This is a genomic window from Amycolatopsis sp. NPDC058278, assembly GCF_042881395.1.
In the GTDB taxonomy this organism is placed as follows: Bacteria; Actinomycetota; Actinomycetes; order Mycobacteriales; family Pseudonocardiaceae; genus Amycolatopsis.
Window position 1 is genome coordinate 1 of record NZ_JBHVXZ010000153.1, and the last position, 19,951, is coordinate 19,951.

The following is a 19,951-nucleotide window of genomic DNA, read 5'->3' on the forward strand; positions in this document are numbered from 1 at the left end:
TTGTTGTACGCCTTAACTCGTTTTTTGCCAGCCGCAACTCGTGTGATGTAAGCTTTACGGCCGCTGACCACGCTTGTACCGGCACTGACCAGGCGAGTTCCGGGTCCCGGGCGACCGGCTAGTGGACCGCCATTCCCTCCGGCATCGGCTCGAACCTCGCGTGGCGGCGGGTGAACGTGGCCGTGCCCGAGGTCATCGAGCGCAGGTCGATCAGGTAGCGGATCAGTTCCGTCGCCGGGACCTCCGCCCGGATCACCGTCCGGCCGCCTTCGCCCGCTTCGGTGCCCAGCACCCGGCCACGCCGGGACGACAGGTCGCCCAGCACCGTGCCCAGGTGCTCGTCCGGCAGCCGGATGGCCACCTCTTCCAGGGGCTCCAGCATCGTGAGGTGCCCGTTCGCCGCCGCCTCCCGCAGGGCCAGCGCGCCCGCGGTCTGGAACGCCGCGTCCGAGGAATCCACGCTGTGCGCCTTGCCGTCGACCAGCGTCACCTTGACGTCGACCACCGGGTGGCCGTCCGCCAGGCCGCGCTGCAGCTGGGCGCGCACGCCCTTCTCCACGCTCGGGATGAACTGGTGCGGCACCGAGCCGCCGACGACCTTGTCCACGAACTGGAAGCCGCTGCCGCGCGGCAGCGGCTCGACCTCGATGTCGCAGACGGCGAACTGGCCGTGCCCGCCGGACTGCTTCACGTGCCGCCCGTGGCCCTTGGCCGGCTTGGCGAACGTCGAGCGCAGGCTGATCTTCACCGGCTCGGTGTCGACGTCCGCGCCGCCCGCGCGCAGCCGCGAGAGCACGACGTCGGCGTGGGCCTCGCCCATGCACCACAGCACCAGCTGGCCGGTCTCGGCGTTGCGGTCCAGCCGCAGCGTCGGGTCGCCGGCGACGAGGCGGGAAAGGTTGCGCGCCAGCGTGTCTTCGTCGCTGCGGGTCTTCGCGACGACCGCCACCGGCAGCAGCGGTTCCGGCATCGCCCACGGCTCCATCAGCAGCGGGTCGTCGGGGGAGGAGACGGTGTCGCCGGTCTCCGCCGAGCCGACCTTCGTCAGCGCGCAGAGGTCGCCGGCGACGCAGTAGGGCACTTCCCGCAGGGCCGAGCCGAGCGGCGAATACAGGTGTGCGACGCGCTCGTCGGCGTCGTGGTCCTCGTGGCCGCGTTCGGCGAGGCCGTGCCCGGACACGTGCACCGGGCGTTCGGGGCGCAGCGTCCCGGAGAACACCCGGACGAGTGACACCCGGCCGACGTAGGAGTCCACGGCCGTCCGGACGACCTCCGCGGCGAGGGGTCCCGCGGGGTCCGCGGTGATCGCGGCGTGCTCGCCGCCGTCCGGAGTGGTCACGTCGGGGGGCCGGTGCTCCAGCGGGGAGGGGAACGCGCGGACGATGCCGTCGAGCACCTCGGCCAGGCCGACGCCGCTGGTCGCGCACACCGGGATGACCGGGTGGAAGGACCCCCGCGCGACCGCTGTCTCCAGGTCGGCGATGAGGGTGGCCTCCGCGATCTCCTCGCCGGCGAGGTAGCGGTCCATCAGGGACTCGTCCTCGCTCTCGGCGATGATCCCTTCGATCAGCTCGTTGCGGGCCTCGGCCATCCGCTCCAGATCGGCCGCGGCGGGCTCGCCGACCGTCGGCGGGTGCCCGCCGGAGTAGTCGAAGTACCGCTGGGTGATCAGCCCGACCAGGCCGTCGCCCGCGGGCAGGTACAGCGGCAGCACCCCGGCGCCGAACGCGGCCTGGCAGGCGGCGATCTCGGCCGTCGCGTCGGCCCGGTGGTGGTCGAGCCGGGAGACGACGACCGCGCGCGGCATCCCGACCGCGGCGCACTCCTCCCACACCGCGACCGTCGCCGCGTCGACGCCTTCGGCGGCGGAGACGACGAACAACGCCGCGTCGGCCGCCCGCAGCCCGGCTCGCAGCTCCCCGACGAAGTCCGCGTACCCGGGCGTGTCGATCAGGTTGATCTTGTGGCCCTGGTGCAGCACCGGCGCGACCGAGAGGCCGACCGAGCGCTGCTGGCGGACCGCCGCCGGGTCGTGGTCGCACACCGTCGTGCCGTCGACCACCGAGCCCGCCCGCGGCACCGTGCCGGAGGCGGCGAGCAGGGCTTCGGCGAGGGTGGTCTTCCCGGAACCGGCCGGGCCGACGAGCACGACGTTGCGGACCTTGGCGGGGTCGTCCACAGCGACGGCGGCCCCGGTGTCGGCGTTCTTGGCTTGTTTGTCTGCCATGACGACTCCTCGGCGAACGGCTGGTGTACGGGATGTGTCCTCGATCACACACCCGCTACCCTGGTCACGGCAAGGCAAGGCCCTCGGGACCAGCCGAATGCCCCGGGGGCAGGCGTGGTGCGAGGGGGAGGGCAGCGATCTTGGACAGGCGGGCTTTTTTGCGGATTTCCGGGGCGGTCCCCGTGGCGGGGCTGGCGGGGTGGCCCCCGCCGGACGACTGGGAGCGGCTCCGGAAGCGGCTTTCGGGGCCGCTGTTCCGGCCCGGTGACCCGGGTTACCCGGAGGCCAAGCAGGGTTTCTTCACGATGTACGACGACCGGATGCCGGTCGCGGTCGTCGGCGCGGCACGCGTCGAGGACGTCCAGGCCGCGGCCGGGTTCGCCGCCCGGCACCGACTGCCGGTCGCCGCCCGCAGCGGCGGGCACAGCTATCCCGGCTATTCCACTGTGGACGGCGGGATCGTGGTGGACCTGAGCCGGTTTTCCGGCATCGACGTGCGCCCGGACGGCCGCGCGCACATCGGCGCCGGCGCCCGGCTGGGGCCGATCGCGACGGCACTGGCCGCGCACGGCCGGGTCCTGCCGGCCGGCTCGTGCGAAACCGTCGGCATCGCCGGGCTCGCCCTCGGCGGCGGCGTCGGCCTGGTCGACCGGAAGCACGGGCTGACGTGCGATCACCTGGAGGCGGCGCGGATCGTCACCGCCGACGGCCACGTGCGCACGGTGTCGCGGGCGGCGGAGCCGGACCTGTTCTGGGCGCTGCGCGGCGGGGGTGGCGGCAACTTCGGCATCGTCACCGGCTTCACCTTCCGGACCGTCCCCATCGCCGACGTCGTCACCTACCAGCTCACCTTTCCGCCGGGCACGCAGGCCGCGCTGCTGGCCGCCTGGCAGGAGTGGCTGCCGGGGATGCCGGACGAGCTGTGGTCGGGGGTCAACATCGACGCGGCGACCGCCGTCACCAGCGGGACGTTCCTCGGCCCCGAAGCCCGGCTGAAGGAGCTGCTCGACGACCTCGTCCGCCGTGTCGGCACCCCGCCCGCCGGACGGGAGGCGCGGGTGACCGACCACCTCGGCGCGATGCGGTCGTTCGACGACCACGAGGCCCGGCCCGGCGCGGTCGCGGCGCGGGCGGCCTACGTCGGGACTTCGCGGATGCTGCTGCGGCCGGTCACCGATCCGGCCGCGGTCGTCGAGGTCCTGACCCGGGCGCCCCGCGTCGGTACGCTCATCGACTCCGCGGGCGGCGCGATCGCCCGCGTCGGTGCCCGTGAGACGGCCTTCCCCCACCGGTCCGCCCTGGCGAGCTTCCAGTTCCTGCACGGCGCCACGCCCGAGGACGGCGGCGAAGCCGAAGCCCGGCGGGCGCTGGCCGCGGTCCGCGACGGGCTGGGGCCCGAGTTCGGCACCACCGGGTACGTCAACTACCTCGACCCGGACATGCCGGACTGGGCCCGGGCGTACTACGGGGTGAACCTGCCGCGGTTGCGCGCGGTCGCCCGGAAGTACGACCCGCACGGGCTTTTCGCCTTCCCGCAAGGGCTTTCCGAGCCCCGGCCGATCGTCCACAAGGGAGGGTCTTAGACTGCGCCGGATCCCGCCGGCAGGAGGCAGCAGTGCTCGACCTGGCATTCTCCACAGAGGACCTGGCGCACACCCGGTTCGCGTTCTCCCCGGCCTGGGAGATCGTGGCGAGCGTCCGCGTCCTGAACCAGCCGGGGCAGCACGCCCTGCACCTGCCGTGGATCAAGCGTGCCACCGCGGCGCTGGCCGGCGACGGCCTCGACATCGGGTTCCTGCGCGACCTCGTCCCGCTGCGGCACCTGCCCGGGTTCCTGGCCGGGACGCCGTCGACGCCGCTGCCCGAACTGGCCGACGAGCTCGCCGACCTGCGGGACGTGCCCGCCCGCCTGGTCCGGCGGGAGCTCGACGCGATGGCCGGGCCGCACTCGCCCGCATTGACCCGTCTGCACCGCGAGCCGGAGGCGGGCCTGGAGCGGCTCGCGACGCTGATGGAGCGCTACTGGCACCTCGTGCTGGCCCCCGACTGGCCGCGGATCCGCGCGCTGCTCGAAGCCGACGTGCTGTACCGGTCCCGGCTGCTGGCCCAGGGCGGGGCCGCCGAGCTGTTCAACGACCTCACCCCGCTGGTCCGCTGGGAGGGCGGCACGCTCACGGTCGCGCACCGGCACCTGCACGCCGCCGTCCCGCTCGACGGGCGCGGCCTCGTGCTGGTGCCCTCGGCGTTCGTCTGGCCGCGGGTGTTCTCCAAGACCGACCCGCGCTGGCAGCCGGTGCTGCGCTACCCGCCGCGCGGGATCGCCACGCTGTGGGAGACCGGGACGGCCACCGCGCCCGGCGCGCTGGCCGCCGTGGTGGGCCGCGGCCGCGCGATGCTGCTGGCCGAACTGGCCGCGCCGGCGTCCACCGCGGAACTGGCCCGCCGGACCGGGCTGAGCGCCGGGGCGGTGTCGCAGCACCTCGGCGTGCTCAAGGCCGCGGCCCTGGTCAACCGACATCGTGCCGGACGTCACGTGCTCTACGTGCGCACTTCGCTCGCGGAATCCCTGGTCGCGGGCGCCGGCGAAGTGGACTGCTGAGATACCCGCGTACTGGCCTGCTTCAAGGGTCCACCGCCGACCTACGCTCGGACTCGTCCACCCCTGAACCGTGTCGAAAGGTCTCGTCGTGTCCGAGCAGCAGCCCGCCCCCTCCAGCGGCACCGTCCAGTCCGTCACCGGCACCGCCAAGGTGAAGCGCGGCATGGCCGAGATGCTCAAGGGCGGCGTGATCATGGACGTGGTCACCGCCGAGCAGGCGAAGATCGCCGAAGACGCCGGCGCGGTCGCGGTGATGGCCCTCGAGCGCGTGCCCGCCGACATCCGCGCCCAGGGCGGCGTCGCCCGGATGAGCGACCCCGACCTGATCGACGGCATCATCGAGGCCGTCTCGATCCCGGTGATGGCGAAGGCCCGCATCGGCCACTTCGTCGAGGCGCAGGTCCTGCAGTCCCTCGGCGTGGACTACGTCGACGAGTCCGAGGTCCTCACCCCGGCCGACTACGCCAACCACATCGACAAGTGGGCCTTCACCGTCCCCTTCGTCTGCGGCGCGACCAACCTCGGCGAGGCGCTGCGGCGGATCACCGAGGGCGCGGCGATGATCCGCTCCAAGGGCGAGGCCGGCACCGGCGACGTCTCCAACGCCACCACGCACATGCGGCAGATCCGCGGCGAGATCCGCAAGCTGACCTCGCTGCCCGAGGACGAGCTGTTCGTCGCGGCCAAGGAGCTGCAGGCGCCGTACGAGCTGGTGCGTGAGGTGGCGCAGGCCGGGAAGCTGCCGGTGGTGCTGTTCACCGCGGGCGGCATCGCCACCCCGGCCGACGCGGCGATGATGATGCAGCTCGGCGCCGAGGGCGTGTTCGTCGGCTCGGGCATCTTCAAGTCCGGCAACCCGGCCCAGCGCGCCGCGGCGATCGTCAAGGCGACGACGTTCTACGACGACCCGGACGTCCTCGCGAAGGTCTCGCGCGGCCTGGGCGAAGCGATGGTCGGCATCAACGTCGAAGAGCTGCCGGAGCCGCACCGCCTCGCCGAGCGCGGCTGGTAAAGCCCTCTCGGTTGATCGAAAGGCCCGTGGACGTTCGTCCACGGGCCTTTTCGCGTGCCGAAACTTTCACAGCGTTGCTTGACGCCGAGTACGGCGGAACGCTGTCATAGGACCAGAACGACCGGCACATCACGAACTTCCGCCGGATCGCATCGCGAGCAGAACGACCGCAGCGCAACTCTTCCCACCCGTCGACGAAGGGGCTCGCGTCATGCGACAACACGTTCGGCCGGGGCGCCGCCGTCGCTTCACGCAGGTGATCGTGGCCGCCGCGGTGGCGCTCACCGCCGCAGTGGCAACGCACCCGGCCACTGCGTCCACAGTGGCCGGTCCGGTCGCGTCGGCGCCGGGCGTCGACGGCTTCACCGCGGGCAATGCCGCGATCGGCTCGGTCGACCTGGCCGGGACGTGGAGCTTCACGCCGGCGGGCCGGCCCACGACGTCGATCACCGTGCCCGGTGGCGGCTGGTACAAGCAGGGGTTCACCGACGTCAACGAGGCGGTGTACTCGCGCAGCGTCACGGTGCCGGACACGGGGCAGCCGCAGTCGGTGTGGATCGAGTTCGGGGCGGTGAACCACCAGGCGACGCTGTCGGTGGACGGGCGGGTGGTCGCCACCCGGACCACCGCCTTCACCCCGTCGAACTTCGACATCACGTCGTACGCCGCCCCCGGCACCACGCACACGATCAGCGTGGCGGTGAAGGGCCGCGGCGCGTTGAAGAACAGCTCGGGCAAGTACCTGGTGCCCGTGGCCGCCGACTGGTCGGAGGCCGTGCCGCAGGGCATCTTCCGGTCGGCGTTCCTGCGGGCGTACCCGGCGGTGTACGTCAGTGACACGTTCGTCCGCACGTCGGTGGCGAACCAGACCCTCACCTACGACGTCTCGGTGACGAACACCTCCGCCAGTGCCCGGTCGGTGACGCTGACCGGATCGCTCGCCTCGGACAACGGGGGCTCGTTCACCTACCCGGCCCTGCCCGGCCGCACGGTCGCCGTGGCCGCCCGGTCGACGGCCAAGGTGACGGTCGGCCCGATCCCGTGGAACCTGGGCACCACCTCCTACTGGTGGCCGAACGTGCCCTACCGCCCGGGCTACCGGGCGCAGCTGCACCGGCTGTCGGTGCACGCGGCCACCGACGACGGGCGCACCAGCGACGCCGCGTACCGGTTCGGCTTCCGCGAGAGCACGCAGAACGGCGAGTACTACCAGCTCAACGGCGTGCGCGTGAACTACCGCGGCGACAACCTCCAGGGCGCCGACTACGACCGGGTCAACAGCGGCGGGAAGGGCGACGCCTACGACACGTTGCCCGGATTCCTGCCGCCGTCGGCGGGGAACGGTGGCTGGCCGCAGGCCGTCGACAACTACCAGCGGCTCAACTACAACGTCGTCCGCGTCCACCAGGAGCCGGCCAGCCCGTACATGCTCGACGTGGCCGACGAGCTGGGCCTGATGATCATCGACGAGAGCGGAATCCGCGGTGGTGCACAGGACTTCGCCGGCGGGCACGACGCCATGGTCGACCACGACCGCGCGCTGACGCTGCGGGACCGCAACCACCCGGCGGTCGTCCGCTGGAGCCAAGCCAACGAACCGAGCTTCGGCAACGACTCCGAGCAGTTCGAGCAGGACCTCTACGCGGCGATGAACGGCACCGACGGCACCCGGCCGATCAGCATCGACGCCGCGCCGGGCGCCGATTCGCCCAGCCGGTACCCGAACATGAACTACGCCAACTTCGCCGTCTTCGCGCACTACCTCGACGGCACGGGTCAGTACGGCGAGCGGGTGCCGGTGGTGACCGGCCGGCCCGACGGCGAGGGCGAGTACATCTGGCCCAAGTGCAACACCAAACAGGGCTTCGAGTGGTTCGCCACGGCGACGGCCGCCAAACGCGGCAAGGGCGCCAACGACCTGCGCCCGTACACCCTGCTGTCGTCCTGGGCCGGCGTCGTGCCCGGCGTGCGGACCACCGATTTCACCCCGGAAGAGGGCGGCCACCCGGTCTACGGTGCGGACAACCTGCCCGACCCCTGGGGCAACCCGCAGTTCCAGCGGGTCCAGGCCGCGTTCAACCCGGTCGCCGCGATCGACCTGCCCTACTGGTCGGCTTCCGGTGCGTCGGACGCCAACGGCGCCTTCCCCCTGCCGCAGGCCGTACCCGGCTACCCCGCCAACGCCACGGTGAACCGGGCCATCACCGTCTTCAACGACGACTTGGCCGGCACCGCCGTGGACTTCGCCTGGAGTGCCCGGCTCGACAGCCCCGACGGCCCGGTGGCCGGGTCCGGCAGCACGACCCTCACCGTCCCGCTGGGTTCGCGGGTGACCCAGCCGGTGTCCTTCACCGCCCCGGCCGGCGGCTCGCGGGTGTACCTCGTCCTGTCGACCGCCAAAGCCGGCACGGCCACGTTCAGCGACGCCGTCGAGTACTTCACGCTGGGCGGCGGGAACACCGGTCCCGCACCCGGCACCTACCGCATCGTCAACCGCAACAGCGGCAAGCCGCTCGCCATCGCCGGCAACTCGACGGCCGACGGCGCCAAGGCCGTCCAGCAGACCGGGAACGCGACCTGGACCGTCGGTTCGGTCCAGGACGGCGCCTACACCCTGCGCTACACCGCGAGCGGCAAACTGCTCGACGTCAACGGCTCCTCCACCACGGCCGGACTGCAGCTGCAGCAGTGGTCCGCCAACGGCGGCACGAACCAGCAGTGGTACCTCCGGCCCACCGGCGACGGGTACTACGCCATCGTCAGCCGGGCCAGCGGCCTGGCGGCCGACGTGTCCGGCCAGTCGACCGCCGACGGCGCCCAAGTCGTGCAATGGGCCGCCAACAACGGCGCCAACCAGCAGTGGCAGCTGACATCGGCGTGAGCGGACGCGCCGGGCGGTGGCCCGAGGAGGCACAGCGGCTGGTCAAGATCACGAGGTCGGCGCAGGATCGGGTGCGGCTGCGAAGGTCCGGGATCGTGCCGGCCTCGGTGCAGGCCAGGTCTGCGGGTGAGATCGCGGCGATCCAGACTCGACGCGATTGCCTCGTCGACGTTTCCGGACGAGGCACTAGCTAGATGTATTCGGAGATCTCGACGCCGTACGTGCCCGGTTCGAGGGCTTCGAAGATGTGCGGGACGTCGCCGGGGTAGCAGATGTAGTCGCCGGGCAGGAGCTCCTCCGGGGCGTCCATGACGCCGATGCGGGCCCGGCCGGCACAGAGCACGATGTGCTCGACCACCCCGGTCATGTGCGGATCGGAGCGCCGGGGCGTGCCCGGCTCGCCGCGGACGACGTAGATGTCGCGGCGGGCGCCGGTGGGGCAGGCCGACAGGAGCGTGCACGCGTAGTCGGCGTGCTCGGCGAAGACCGTCGGTCCCTTGCCCGCGCGGACCACCCTGACTTTGGGCCGTTCCGGTTCGACGAGCCGGGAAAAGGGTACGTCGAGAGCGACGCCGAGGGCCCAGAGCGTCTCGACGCTCGGGTTGCCGGTGCCCGACTCGAGCTGCGAGAGCGTCGACTTGGCCAGGCCGGCGCGGCGCGCGACCTCGGTCAGGGAAAGCCCCGCGCGGGTCCGTTCGCGGCGCAGCGACGCCGCGATGATCTTCAGCGGCGCCCCGGTGGCTTCCTGAGACATGCTGTTCGCTCCATCGGTCTGTTTGTTCGTCTTGACGAACACGCGGGCCTGTGTTCACTATAGAACACATGCGTTCGATATGGCGAACACTCGATCGGGGCCTCGCCCGTGACATCGGCCTGGTCTGTCTCGCCGATTGTCTCGTGGGGGTTTCCTACGGCGCCATCGCGGTGAGCTCCGGCTTCCCGCTGTGGCTGCCGATGCTGATGTCGGTGGTGGTCTTCGCCGGCGCGTCGCAGTTCATGTTCATCGGCATCGTCGCCGCGGGCGGCAACCCGTTCGCGGCGGTGCTGGCCGGCCTGCTGGCCAACGCTCGGCACCTGCCGTTCGGCTTCGCGATCGGCGACGCGGTGGGACGGCGCCGGGTCACCCGCGCGTTCGGCAGCCACCTGATGAGCGACGAGACGGTGGCGTTCGCGATGGCCCAGGACGAAGCCCCGCGCCGCCGCGCGGCCTACTGGGCGTGCGGGCTGGGGATCTTCGTCTTCTGGAACACCGGCGTCCTGGTCGGCGCGTACGCCGGGACGGCGATCAGCGACACCGACGCGTTCGGCCTGGACGCGGCGTTCCCGGCGTGCTGCTGGCGCTGGTCCTGCCCTCGCTGCGCGACAAGGCGGCCCGGCTGCCGGTGCTGATCGGGGTGCTGGTCGCCCTGGCCGCGACGCCGTTCCTGCCGGCGGGCCTGCCGGTGCTGCTCGCGCTGGCGGGGGTGGTCGCGGGGATCGCGGCCAAGGAGCCCGAGCCGGAGGAGGCACGCTGATGGACGGGACGGAACTGCTGATCGCCACGGGGGTGCTGGCGCTCGGGACGTTCGCGTTCCGGTTCGCGGGGCCGGCACTGCGCAGCCGCGTGAAGCTCACGCCGAAGGCCGAGCGGCTGATGGCCCTGGCGGCGGTGGTGCTGCTGGCGGCGCTGGTCGCGGTCAGCGCACTGACCGAGGGACACGGGTTCGCGGGCATCGCCCGGCCGGCGGGGGTCCTGGTGGCGGGGGTGCTGGCGTGGCGGAAGGCCCCGTTCGCCCTGGTGGTGGTGGCCGCCGCGGCGACGGCGGCGTTGCTGAGGCTGGCCGGAGTGCCCTGACCGGGGTGCGGGCGCCAGGCGCTTGTTGTCCGGTGGCCGGCGCCCAAGGCCACCTCGGGGCGCCCGAGGCGCGCTCGGCGGGAGCGGGCCTGACCTGCCGGTACGCCGCCCGGCTCGTACGTCTAGGCTGGTGGGAAGGTCTTTCGGGAGGTCGGGTGTCGTCGGAACCGGTCATCGGTGTGCTCGCCATGCAGGGTGCCGTGCGCGAGCACGTCGCGATGCTGGCCGAAGCGGGCGCGCGGGCGGTGCCGGTCCGGCGGGCCGGTGAGCTGTCCGAAGTGGACGGTTTGGTGCTGCCCGGTGGCGAGTCCACCACCATGTCGCGGCTGCTGGAGAGCTTCGAGCTGCTGGAACCCCTCCGAGCGCGGATCGCCGAGGGGCTGCCGGCCTTCGGCTCGTGCGCCGGGATGATCCTGCTGGCGCGGCAGACCCTCGACGGGCGGCCCGACCAGCAGCAGCTCGGCGGCCTGGACGTCGTCGTCCGGCGCAACGCCTTCGGCAGGCAGGTCGACTCGTTCGAGGCGGACCTCGACTTCGCCCAGGTCGGCGGCGGTCCGGTGCACGCCGTGTTCATCCGCGCTCCCTGGATCGAGAAGGCCGGGGACGGCGTCGAGGTGCTGGCCACGGTCAGCGGCGTGCCCGGCGTGGACGAGGAGACCGCTAGGATCGTCGCGGTCCGGCAAGGGGCGGTGCTGGCGACCGCGTTCCACCCGGAACTCACGCCCGACGTGCGGGTGCACCGGCTGTTCGTCGACCTCGTGCGAAAGGCCGGCTGAGACGCGGTGCCCGGCCGGGGTACGGAACAGATGGAGGAGAGATGAGCGGCCACTCCAAGTGGGCCACCACGAAACACAAGAAGGCCAACCTCGACGCGAAGCGCGGCAAGCTCTTCGCGCGGTTGATCAAGAACATCGAGGTGGCCGCCCGCACGGGCACCGGTGGTGGCGACCCGGATGGCAACCCGACGCTCTACGACGCCATCCAGAAGGCGAAGAAGAACTCGGTCCCGCAGGACAACATCGAGCGCGCCCGCAAGCGCGGCGCCGGTGAAGAGGCCGGCGGCGCCGACTGGCAGGACATCACGTACGAGGGCTACGGCCCCAACGGCGTGGCGGTGCTGATCGAGTGCCTCACCGACAACAAGAACCGCGCCGCGATGGAGGTCCGCACCGCGCTCACGCGCAACAACGGCTCCCTCGCCGACCCGGGGTCGGTCGCCTACATGTTCAACCGCAAGGGCGTGGTGATCATGCCGAAGGGCGACGCCACCGAGGACGACGTCCTCATGGCGGTGCTCGACGCCGGCGCCGAAGAGGTCAACGACCTCGACGAGAGCTTCGAAATCGTCTGCGAGGGCGGCGACCTGGTGCCGGTGCGCAAGGCGCTCCAGGAGGCCGGGTTCGAGTACGAATCGGCGGAGCTCACCTTCCTCCCGACGGTCAACGTCCCCCTCGACGCGGACGGCGCGAAGAAGGTCTTCAAGCTGATCGACGCCCTCGAAGACTGCGACGACGTCCAGAACGTCTACGCGAACTTCGACGTTTCCGACGAGGTGCTCGCCGAAGTCGGCTGAGTTTTCCCTTACACCGCAATGCTTTCGTGCCCGGGCCGGAAACTTTCCGGCCCGGGCACTGGGCTGGAGGCGGGCGGTCAGGCAGAATGTGCGCCGTGACCTCGACGACCCCCGCCGCTGCCGCCGACATCACCGCCGAACTGTCCGCGGAAGAACTGCGCCTCATCGAATGGATCGAGGGGCAGGCGAAGGAGCGCGGCAACGCCGTCATCAACGTCGCCGCCGACGACGAGGGGGCCGGGTACAGCTTCACCGCCTGCGCGTGGGCGCTGCACAACGTGCCGGAGGCCGTCGTGGTCGGGCTGCCCGGCCAGATGGGGCAGGTGCTGCTCGACGCCTACGTCGACCGCGCCGCCAACGGCGAGATCTTCGAGGTCGGCAGGCGCTACGACGACTTCTTCGAAGGCGTCCCGGTGGTCCTCGAGCGCGTCGACAAGGGGCATTACCCCGAGTACTTCGGCACGGCGTTCCTCATCTACCCGGACGGAGACTTCCCGGCGCTGCAGCTGATCGTCGCGACCCCGGAGGGCAAGTTCCCCTGGCACCCGGACGCGCCCGAGGGGTTCGCGCGGTGGCAGCTGGTGCTGACCGAGAGCGGCGTCCCGGAAAGCTGGACCCCCGGCGTCGACGGCCCCTAGAACTTCCGCAGGTCGGCGGCCGCTTCCGGGTACTCCAGCGCCAGGTCGGCCGCGGCCGCGAACTCCACGCAGTCGTCGGTGTAGGGCGGCACCACGACCGTGCCCAGCAGGCTCCACGCGCCGCACGTGACGGTGGCCTGCCACGTCCCGGCGGGCACCACGACCTGCGGGCGTTCCCCGGCGGCGACGTCGGTCCCCAGCACCGGCCGCTCGACCGAGCCGTCGGGGTGCAGCAGCAGCATCGCCGCGGGCGCGCCGGCGTGGTGGGCGTAGACCTCGACCCGGTCCAGGCGGTGCGGGGCGGAGGACTCCGGTGCGACGAGCAGGTAGTAGATCGCCGAGCCGGTCTCCGACCGCCAGCTCTGCGCCCACCGCCCGCCTTCGACGGGCAACGGCTGGAGGCCCAGGTGGGTGACGAAATCCGATGGCTCCGGCATGTCACCCATCCTGCCGCAGAAGCGCCCAGTAGCCTGCAAGCTCGAACTGGTGTTCGCGGCGGGAAGGAATGCGGGTGCGCGTGCTCGGGGTCGACCCCGGTCTGACCAGGTGCGGCCTGGGGGTGGTCGACGGCGGCAAGGGCCGGGTCGTTCGCTGCGTCGCCGTCGACGTCGTGCGGACGCCGGCGGACGCCGACCTGGCGCACCGCCTGCTCGGCATCTCCGACGAGGTCGAGCGGTGGATGGACAAGTACAAGCCGGCCGCCGTCGCCGTCGAACGCGTCTTCGCCCAGCACAACGTCCGCACCGCGATGGGCACCGCGCAGGCCGGTGGCGTGGTCGCGCTCGCCGCCGCCCGCCGGGGCCTGCCGGTCGTGTTCCACACCCCGAGCGAGGTCAAGGCCGCCGTCAGCGGATCCGGCCGGGCCGACAAGGCGCAGGTCACGGCCATGGTGATGCGCCTGCTCAACCTCGAGGTCGCCCCGCACCCGGCCGACGCCGCGGACGCCCTCGCCCTGGCCATCTGCCACCTCTGGCGGGAGCCGATGCGGGCCCGGCTCGCCGAGGCCGAAGCCCGCGCGGCCGAGATGGCCCGCACGCACAAAGCCCGCCTCGCCGCGGCGGCGAAACAGGCGAAACAAGCGAAGAACCCAGGAGCAGCACGATGATCTCGTCGGTACGCGGAGAAGTCCTGTCGGTCGGCCTCGACCACGTCGTGGTCGAGGTCGGCGGGGTCGGCTTCGCCGTGCAGGCCACCCCGGCGACGCTGGCGACCCTGCGCCGCGGCGAAGAGGCCCGGTTGCACACCGCGCTGGTCGTCCGCGAGGACTCGCTGACGTTGTTCGGCTTCGCCGACGCCGACGCGCGCGAACTGTTCGGGCTGCTGCAGACGGTGTCCGGGATCGGGCCGCGGCTCGCACTGGCCACCCTCGCCGTGCTCGACCCCGGCAAGCTGCGGGCCGCGCTGGTCGAAGGCAACATCACCGTGCTCACCTCGGTGCCCGGCATCGGCCGCAAGGGCGCCGAACGGCTGACTCTCGAACTGCGCGACAAGGTCACCGCGCTCGGCGGCACCGGCGACGCGCCCGCCGTCACCGCCCCCGGCGCCCTGCGTGCCGAGGTCGTCGAGGCGCTGGCCGGGCTCGGGTTCCCGGCCAAGCAGGCCGAGCAGGCCGTCGACAAGGTCCTCGCCGACGGCGACGGCCACACCACGGCCAGCGTGCTGCGCGCCGCCCTGGCCACCCTCGGCCGGAAGCGGTAGGCGCGGGCATGGAGTATGAAGCCGTGGAGGAAGAAGAAGCCCTCTCGGCGTGGGCCCAGACCGGCGAAGAGAACGTCGAAGGCACGCTGCGGCCGCGCAAGCTCGACGAGTTCGTCGGCCAGCCGCGCGTGCGCGAGCAGCTGGAGCTGGTGCTGGAGAGCGCGCGCCGCCGCGGCGTGCCGCCCGACCACGTCCTGCTGTCCGGGCCGCCCGGGCTGGGGAAGACGTCGATGGCGATGATCGTCGCGGCCGAGCTGGGCGCGGCCATCCGGATCACCTCCGGGCCGGCCCTCGAGCGGGCCGGCGACCTCGCCGCGATGCTGTCCAACCTCGCGCCCGGCGACGTCCTGTTCATCGACGAGATCCACCGGATCGCCCGCCCCGCCGAGGAGATGCTCTACCTCGCGATGGAGGACTTCCGGGTCGACGTCGTCGTCGGCAAGGGCCCGGGCGCCACCAGCATCCCGCTGGAAATCGCCCCGTTCACGCTGGTCGGCGCGACCACCCGGTCCGGCTCGCTGACCGGCCCGCTGCGGGACCGGTTCGGCTTCACCGGCCAGATGGAGTTCTACACCGACGCCGAGCTGGAGCTGGTCGTCCGCCGGGCCGCGACGATCCTCGACATCCCGATCGACCGCGACGGCTGCGCCGAGATCGCCGGCCGCTCGCGGGGCACGCCCCGGATCGCGAACCGGCTGCTGCGGCGCGTCCGCGACTACGCCGAGGTCCGCGCCGACGGCAAGGTGACCCTCGAAGTCGCCCGCGCCGCGCTGGCCGTCTACGACGTCGACGAGCTGGGTCTCGACCGGCTCGACCGGGCCGTGCTCACCGCGCTGACCAGGTCGTTCGGCGGCGGGCCGGTGGGCATTTCGACGCTGGCGGTCGCCGTGGGGGAGGAGGCGACCACCGTGGAAGAGGTCTGCGAGCCCTACCTCGTGCGCGCCGGTATGCTCGCCCGCACCCCGCGCGGCCGCGTCGCGACCGCGACCGCGTGGGAACACCTCGGCATGGTGCCGCCCGCGGACCTCCCGGGGCGCCCGGACCAGGGCGGGCCGTCGCTGTTCGAGCAGGACTGAGTTCGAACAGGCCGAGCGGCCCGTACCGGCGGGTGGGTGCTGGCGTCCGCGCTGGTACCTGGCACACTCCACAGGAGCACATACCCAAAAACCGGACATTTCGGCTGGGCCCGGGTGTCCGTCGAACGGAGAATCATGCAACAGCTATTGCTGCCCCTGCTGCTCGTGCTCGTCCTCGCCGTGCCGCTGGTGATGAGCACGCGAAAGCAGAAGAAGCAGCAGGCCGCGCAGCAGGACCTGCAGAGCAGCCTGGCGCCCGGTGACCGCGTGATGACCACGTCCGGTCTGTACGGCACCGTCGCCGACGCTTCGGGCGACAACACGATCGACATCGAGATCGCCCCGGGTGTCGTCACCACCTGGCTGCGGCTGGCCGTCCGCGAGAAGGTCGAGCCGGTCGTCGAGACCGAAGAGGACTCCGTCGACGAGGTGGCGGAGACCCCCGCCGAGGAGCCGTCGATCATCGAGTCGTCCTCCGGCATCAAGGCCGACGAGCCGCAGACCACCGCGCAGGTGGCCCCGCCGCTGGAGCACGGCAAGAAGTAGCCTTCCGCGGCACTCCTGGGCGGGAGCGGGGAATCCCGACGAAAGTCGGTACGGCCTCGCACGCCGGGCTCACGCAGCACCGAGTAGTGTCTCGGTGCTGCGTGCGTGTCCGCCGTCATACCCGTGCCCGGGAGTGAATCGCACACGGTCGGTGAATGCACACAGTCCCTCCCGGTAACCCTCCGGGCGGGCACCGCAACGTGGGGGTCCACCCCGTCCGAGGAGACCGAAGCACCGTGGCAGCTTCAGCCGGGCATCTCCGCCCGGGACGCTATCTCGCCCTGTTCGCCCTGATCGTGATCGTCTTGTACGCGCTGGTGTTCCTCACCGGCAACCACAAGCCGGCCCCGAAGCTGGGCATCGACCTGCAGGGCGGCACCCGGGTCACGCTGACCGCCCGCACTCCCGACGGGGGCCAGCCGACCCGCGAGTCCCTGAACCAGGCGCGCCAGATCATCGAACGGCGCGTCAACGGGATCGGCGTCGGCGGCACCGAGGTCCTCCTCGACGGCAACAACGTCGTCATCACGGTTCCGGGCGAGCAGGGCGACCAGGCGAAGAGCCTGGGCAAGACCGCGAAGCTGGGCTTCCGGAAGGTCGTCTCGGCCGCCACCCAGCCAGTGGTGCCGCCGCAGACGAACCCGCCGCCACCGGCCACGGGCGCACCGACCTCGGGCGCACCGACTTCGGGCGCGCCGGCGGCGACCTCGGGTGCCCCGACCAGCAAGCCCGGTGGCGGTGGCACCCCGGGCGCGGCGCTCGCGCAGCAGCAGAGCACCACGCCGGCCGCGCCGAGCAGCAGCACCCCGCCGCCGTCCGCGTCGAGCCAGGCACCGGCGACTCCGGCCCCATCGGACGGCTCGGTCGACGCGGAGACCGCGAAGGAGATCCAGGCGGCCAAGGCCCTCCGGCAGAACCCGCAGCTGATCGGCGCCGACGGCCAGCCGAACCAGGAGCTCGTCTCGAAGGCGATGGCGGCGCTCACCTGCGCGCCGAACGCCAAGGACCCGCTCGAGGGCAACGACGACCCGAAGCTGCCGCTGGTCGCCTGCGGTGACCACGACACGTACAAGTACCTGATGGAGCCGGAGTTCCTGCCGGGCACCGAGATCGCGGACGCGAACTCCAGCTACAACTCGCAGAACGGCCAGTGGGTGGTGAACCTCAGCTTCAAGAGCGAGGGCACCAAGATCTGGGCGGACTTCACGACGAAGAACGTCAACCAGCAGGCCGCGTTCGTGCTCGACACGCAGGTCGTGTCCGCGCCGAACATCCAGGTCGCGATCGTCGACGGCAACACCCAGATCACCGGCAAGTTCACCCAGGCCGAGGCCAAGGACCTGGCGGACATCCTCAAGTACGGCTCGCTGCCGTTGTCGTTCGCGTCCTCGGACGCGACCACGGTGTCGGCGACCCTCGGGTTCGCGTCGCTGCAGGCCGGTCTGATCGCCGGCGGCATCGGCCTGCTGGTCGTGTTCGTCTACTGCCTGTTCTACTACCGCCTGCTCGGCGTGCTCACCATCCTGTCGCTGGCGCTGTCCGGCGCGCTGGTGTTCGCGGTGCTGGTGCTGCTCGGCCGCTGGATCGGCTACACGCTGGACCTCGCGGGCATCGCCGGCCTGATCATCGCCATCGGGATCACGGCGGACTCGTTCGTCATCTACTTCGAACGGCTCAAAGACGAAATCCGGGAGGGCCGGACGTTCCGGTCCGCGGTGCCGCGCGGCTGGGTCCGCGCCCGGCGCACCATCCTGGCTTCGGACGGCGTGAGCTTCCTGGCCGCGGCCATCCTGTACGTCATCGCGGTCGGCGACGTCCAGGGCTTCGCGTTCACCCTCGGCATGTCCACGGTGCTCGACCTGGTGGTCGTGTACCTGGTGACGCACCCGCTGGTGGCCATGGTGTCGACGTCCAAGAACGCGTTCCTGTCCAATCCGAGGAATCTGGGCCTCGGCGCCGTGCAGCAACTGGGTTCGCAGCGGAAGAAGTCGGCTTCGGTCGGCCGCGCGAACGTGAAGGAGGCCTGACGTGGGGGTCGAAGAACTGGGTACGGACGCCGAAGGCAACGCCAAGGTGGCGGCGAAGCCCGGCAAGAGGGAAAGCGTCTTCCACCGGCTTTACGTGGGCACCGGCGCGTTCGACGTCGTCGGCAAGCGCAAGCGCTGGTACATCTTCTTCGCGGCCCTGGTGCTGGTGTGCCTCGCCTCGATGATCTTCCGCGGCTTCAACATCGGCATCGAGTTCGAGGGCGGCACGCAGATCCAGATGCCGGCCAACGGCATCCACGGCGTGATCACCGAGGACCAGGCCAAGCAGTCGTTCCAGAAGGCCCTCGGCCACCCGGCCGCGGAGACGCAGAAGGTCGGCACGGGTGCCGCGTCGACCATCCAGATCCGCACCGACACGCTGAACGCGGCCGACGTCGCCAAGCTCAAGCAGGGGCTGTTCCAGGATCTGGGCCCGAAGGGCACCAACGGCCAGCCCAGCGTCCAGGCGATCAGCGACAGCGCGGTGAGCGCGTCGTGGGGCGGGGAGATCTCGCAGAAGGCGCTGATCGCGCTCGCGGTGTTCCTCGTCGCGGTGGTCATCTTCCTGGCGATCTACTTCGACGCGCGGATGGCCGTGGCGGCGCTGGTCTCGCTGCTGCACGACATCCTGGTCACCGCGGGTGTGTACTCGCTGGTCGGCTTCGAGGTCACCCCGGCGACCGTGATCGGCCTGCTGACCATCCTCGGGTTCTCGCTCTACGACACGGTGGTGGTGTTCGACAAGGTCCGCGAGAACACCCGCGGCCTGCTCGGGCTGACCCGCCGCACGTACGCCGAGGCCGCGAACCTCGCGCTGAACCAGACCCTGATGCGGTCGTTCAACACGGCGTTCATCGCGCTGCTGCCGATCCTCGGCCTGCTGATCGTCGGGTACGTGCTGCTCGGCTCGGGCACGCTGCAGGACCTGGCGCTGGTGCAGCTCACCGGTACCCTCGTCGGCGTCCTGTCGTCGGTCGCCCTGGCCACGCCGCTGCTGGTCGACCTGAAGATGCGCGACCCGAAGTACGCGCAGCAGGCCGAGCGGGTCCGGCAGCGCCGGGTCAGCCAGGAGCGCAGGGCCGCGGGCGAGGACTTCGACGCCTCGGACGACGACGCGTTGGCGAAGGAACTGCGCAAGGAGAAGGCGTACGCGGCCGCGGCCGGCGTCCCCGCCCGGATTCAGAAGCAGCGCCCGGCCGGCAAGCCCGCAGGCAAGCGGAAGCGCTGACGTGCAGCTCGACGACGCTCTCGGCCTGATCGCCGAGGTGCCGGACTTCCCCGAGCCCGGCGTCCTGTTCCGCGACCTGAGCCCGCTGTTCGCGGACGCGGGTGCGTTCAAAGCGGTGACCGACGCGCTGGCGGGCACCCTCGACGACGGAGTCGAGGCGCTCGCCGGCGTGGAAGCCCGCGGCTTCCTCCTCGCCGCGGCCGTCGGGTACGCCCGCGGCCTCGGCGTGGTGCTGATCCGCAAGCCCGGCAAGCTGCCCCTGGTGGCGGGCCGCGTCGACTACGCCCTGGAGTACGGCACGGCGACGGTGGAGCTCCCGGCCGGCGTGGTCAAGCCGGGCCAGCGGATCGCGGTCCTCGACGACGTCCTGGCCACGGGCGGCACGGTCGCGGCCACGGGCAAGCTCCTGGAGGACGCGGGCGCGGTGGTCGACAGCGTGTCGGTCGTCCTGGAACTGGCCGCCCTGGGCGGCCGTCAGGTCCTCGGCGACCGGAAGGTCCACGCCCTGCAGGTCTGCTGACCCGTCACCCGCGTGATCCAGCCCGGAACTCACGTGATTGAAGCCGGAACTCGCGTGATTGAAGCCGGAACTCGCGAGTTCCGGCTTCAATC

At 71.8% G+C, this 19,951-nt stretch carries 18 protein-coding genes and 1 pseudogene; 16 read left to right on the forward strand and 3 right to left on the reverse strand.

Annotated elements, in window-relative coordinates; genetic code table 11:
* Nucleotides 1–118: 118 nt before the first annotated feature.
* Nucleotides 119–2,227, reverse strand: a complete 2,109-nt coding sequence (locus ACFVYA_RS43900; protein WP_387053756.1) for an elongation factor G-like protein EF-G2 — start codon at nucleotides 2,225–2,227, stop codon at nucleotides 119–121.
* A gap of 140 nt (nucleotides 2,228–2,367) precedes the next feature.
* Between ACFVYA_RS43900 and ACFVYA_RS43905 the strand changes: the two genes are divergently transcribed.
* From ACFVYA_RS43905 to ACFVYA_RS43920, 4 genes are all read left to right on the forward strand, one after another.
* Nucleotides 2,368–3,810: an FAD-binding oxidoreductase gene (locus ACFVYA_RS43905; protein ID WP_387053758.1), complete on the forward strand. Its 1,443-nt coding sequence runs from the start codon at nucleotides 2,368–2,370 to the stop codon at nucleotides 3,808–3,810.
* Between the two features lie 32 nt (nucleotides 3,811–3,842).
* Nucleotides 3,843–4,826: a DUF5937 family protein gene (locus ACFVYA_RS43910; protein WP_387053760.1), complete on the forward strand. Its 984-nt coding sequence runs from the start codon at nucleotides 3,843–3,845 to the stop codon at nucleotides 4,824–4,826.
* 88 nt (nucleotides 4,827–4,914) lie between these two features.
* Nucleotides 4,915–5,838 carry a pyridoxal 5'-phosphate synthase lyase subunit PdxS gene (gene pdxS, locus ACFVYA_RS43915; protein ID WP_285992474.1) on the forward strand — a complete coding sequence of 308 codons (924 nt, stop codon included), beginning with the start codon at nucleotides 4,915–4,917 and terminating at the stop codon, nucleotides 5,836–5,838.
* A 211-nt stretch (nucleotides 5,839–6,049) separates the two neighbouring features.
* Nucleotides 6,050–8,719 carry an RICIN domain-containing protein gene (locus ACFVYA_RS43920; protein WP_387053762.1) on the forward strand — a complete coding sequence of 890 codons (2,670 nt, stop codon included), beginning with the start codon at nucleotides 6,050–6,052 and terminating at the stop codon, nucleotides 8,717–8,719.
* Between the two features lie 190 nt (nucleotides 8,720–8,909).
* On the opposite strand, the gene ACFVYA_RS43925 is transcribed toward ACFVYA_RS43920, so the two are convergent.
* Complete coding sequence (locus ACFVYA_RS43925; RefSeq protein WP_387053764.1) at nucleotides 8,910–9,473, reverse strand: helix-turn-helix domain-containing protein; 564 nt, start codon at nucleotides 9,471–9,473, stop codon at nucleotides 8,910–8,912.
* 68 nt (nucleotides 9,474–9,541) lie between these two features.
* Between ACFVYA_RS43925 and ACFVYA_RS43930 the strand changes: the two are divergent.
* The 5 genes and pseudogenes from ACFVYA_RS43930 (at nucleotide 9,542) to ACFVYA_RS43950 (ending at nucleotide 12,764) form a co-directional block, all read left to right on the forward strand.
* Nucleotides 9,542–10,233 (forward strand): annotated as a pseudogene (locus ACFVYA_RS43930) (AzlC family ABC transporter permease).
* Nucleotides 10,233–10,553, forward strand: a complete 321-nt coding sequence (locus tag ACFVYA_RS43935) for an AzlD domain-containing protein (RefSeq protein ID WP_285992466.1) — start codon at nucleotides 10,233–10,235, stop codon at nucleotides 10,551–10,553. Before ACFVYA_RS43930 ends, ACFVYA_RS43935 begins: the two are co-directional and overlap by 1 nt.
* Before the next feature lie 155 nt (nucleotides 10,554–10,708).
* On the forward strand, nucleotides 10,709–11,329 hold the full coding sequence (gene pdxT / locus ACFVYA_RS43940) for a pyridoxal 5'-phosphate synthase glutaminase subunit PdxT (RefSeq protein WP_387053766.1): 621 nt from the start codon (nucleotides 10,709–10,711) through the stop codon (nucleotides 11,327–11,329).
* A 41-nt stretch (nucleotides 11,330–11,370) separates the two neighbouring features.
* Nucleotides 11,371–12,126 carry a YebC/PmpR family DNA-binding transcriptional regulator gene (locus ACFVYA_RS43945; protein WP_086841514.1) on the forward strand — a complete coding sequence of 252 codons (756 nt, stop codon included), beginning with the start codon at nucleotides 11,371–11,373 and terminating at the stop codon, nucleotides 12,124–12,126.
* 86 nt (nucleotides 12,127–12,212) lie between these two features.
* The gene (locus ACFVYA_RS43950) at nucleotides 12,213–12,764 is read left to right on the forward strand and encodes a DUF4262 domain-containing protein (RefSeq protein ID WP_387053769.1); all 552 of its coding nucleotides are present in this window, start codon (nucleotides 12,213–12,215) and stop codon (nucleotides 12,762–12,764) included.
* On the opposite strand, the gene ACFVYA_RS43955 is transcribed toward ACFVYA_RS43950, so the two are convergent.
* Entirely contained in the window at nucleotides 12,761–13,201 is a 441-nt protein-coding gene (locus ACFVYA_RS43955; RefSeq protein WP_387053771.1) for a cupin domain-containing protein, read from the reverse strand. The genes ACFVYA_RS43950 and ACFVYA_RS43955 overlap by 4 nt on opposite strands.
* Before the next feature lie 74 nt (nucleotides 13,202–13,275).
* Here ACFVYA_RS43955 and ruvC point away from each other — a divergent pair, with 74 nt between their 5' ends.
* From ruvC to ACFVYA_RS43990, 7 genes are all read left to right on the forward strand, one after another.
* On the forward strand, nucleotides 13,276–13,869 hold the full coding sequence (gene ruvC / locus ACFVYA_RS43960; RefSeq protein WP_387053773.1) for a crossover junction endodeoxyribonuclease RuvC: 594 nt from the start codon (nucleotides 13,276–13,278) through the stop codon (nucleotides 13,867–13,869).
* Nucleotides 13,866–14,462 carry a Holliday junction branch migration protein RuvA gene (ruvA, locus tag ACFVYA_RS43965; protein WP_285992461.1) on the forward strand — a complete coding sequence of 199 codons (597 nt, stop codon included), beginning with the start codon at nucleotides 13,866–13,868 and terminating at the stop codon, nucleotides 14,460–14,462. The genes ruvC and ruvA overlap by 4 nt, the downstream gene beginning before the upstream one ends.
* An 8-nt stretch (nucleotides 14,463–14,470) precedes the next feature.
* Nucleotides 14,471–15,538 carry a Holliday junction branch migration DNA helicase RuvB gene (gene ruvB, locus ACFVYA_RS43970; RefSeq protein WP_285992460.1) on the forward strand — a complete coding sequence of 356 codons (1,068 nt, stop codon included), beginning with the start codon at nucleotides 14,471–14,473 and terminating at the stop codon, nucleotides 15,536–15,538.
* Between the two features lie 135 nt (nucleotides 15,539–15,673).
* A complete protein-coding gene (gene yajC, locus ACFVYA_RS43975; protein ID WP_387053775.1) occupies nucleotides 15,674–16,084 on the forward strand; it encodes a preprotein translocase subunit YajC in 411 nt (136 codons plus the stop codon).
* Nucleotides 16,085–16,320: 236 nt separating this feature from the next.
* The gene (gene secD / locus ACFVYA_RS43980) at nucleotides 16,321–18,111 is read left to right on the forward strand and encodes a protein translocase subunit SecD (protein ID WP_387053777.1); all 1,791 of its coding nucleotides are present in this window, start codon (nucleotides 16,321–16,323) and stop codon (nucleotides 18,109–18,111) included.
* Nucleotide 18,112: 1 nt separating this feature from the next.
* Nucleotides 18,113–19,339 carry a protein translocase subunit SecF gene (secF, locus tag ACFVYA_RS43985; protein WP_387053779.1) on the forward strand — a complete coding sequence of 409 codons (1,227 nt, stop codon included), beginning with the start codon at nucleotides 18,113–18,115 and terminating at the stop codon, nucleotides 19,337–19,339.
* Nucleotide 19,340: 1 nt separating this feature from the next.
* Nucleotides 19,341–19,859, forward strand: a complete 519-nt coding sequence (locus ACFVYA_RS43990) for an adenine phosphoribosyltransferase (RefSeq protein ID WP_285992456.1) — start codon at nucleotides 19,341–19,343, stop codon at nucleotides 19,857–19,859.
* Nucleotides 19,860–19,951 lie beyond the last annotated feature (92 nt).

Bases quoted from the DNA above. Each gene is read 5' to 3' on its own strand.
- ACFVYA_RS43900 (WP_387053756.1), bottom strand. From the start codon at position 2,227: ATGGCAGACAAACAAGCCAAGAACGCCGACACCGGGGCCGCCGTCGCT.
- ACFVYA_RS43920 (WP_387053762.1), top strand. From the start codon at position 6,050: ATGCGACAACACGTTCGGCCGGGGCGCCGCCGTCGCTTCACGCAGGTG.
- ACFVYA_RS43925 (WP_387053764.1), bottom strand. From the start codon at position 9,473: ATGTCTCAGGAAGCCACCGGGGCGCCGCTGAAGATCATCGCGGCGTCG.
- ACFVYA_RS43935 (WP_285992466.1), top strand. From the start codon at position 10,233: ATGGACGGGACGGAACTGCTGATCGCCACGGGGGTGCTGGCGCTCGGG.
- ACFVYA_RS43945 (WP_086841514.1), top strand. From the start codon at position 11,371: ATGAGCGGCCACTCCAAGTGGGCCACCACGAAACACAAGAAGGCCAAC.
- ACFVYA_RS43950 (WP_387053769.1), top strand. From the start codon at position 12,213: ATGTGCGCCGTGACCTCGACGACCCCCGCCGCTGCCGCCGACATCACC.
- ACFVYA_RS43955 (WP_387053771.1), bottom strand. From the start codon at position 13,201: ATGCCGGAGCCATCGGATTTCGTCACCCACCTGGGCCTCCAGCCGTTG.
- ruvA (WP_285992461.1), top strand. From the start codon at position 13,866: ATGATCTCGTCGGTACGCGGAGAAGTCCTGTCGGTCGGCCTCGACCAC.
- ruvB (WP_285992460.1), top strand. From the start codon at position 14,471: ATGGAGTATGAAGCCGTGGAGGAAGAAGAAGCCCTCTCGGCGTGGGCC.
- yajC (WP_387053775.1), top strand. From the start codon at position 15,674: ATGCAACAGCTATTGCTGCCCCTGCTGCTCGTGCTCGTCCTCGCCGTG.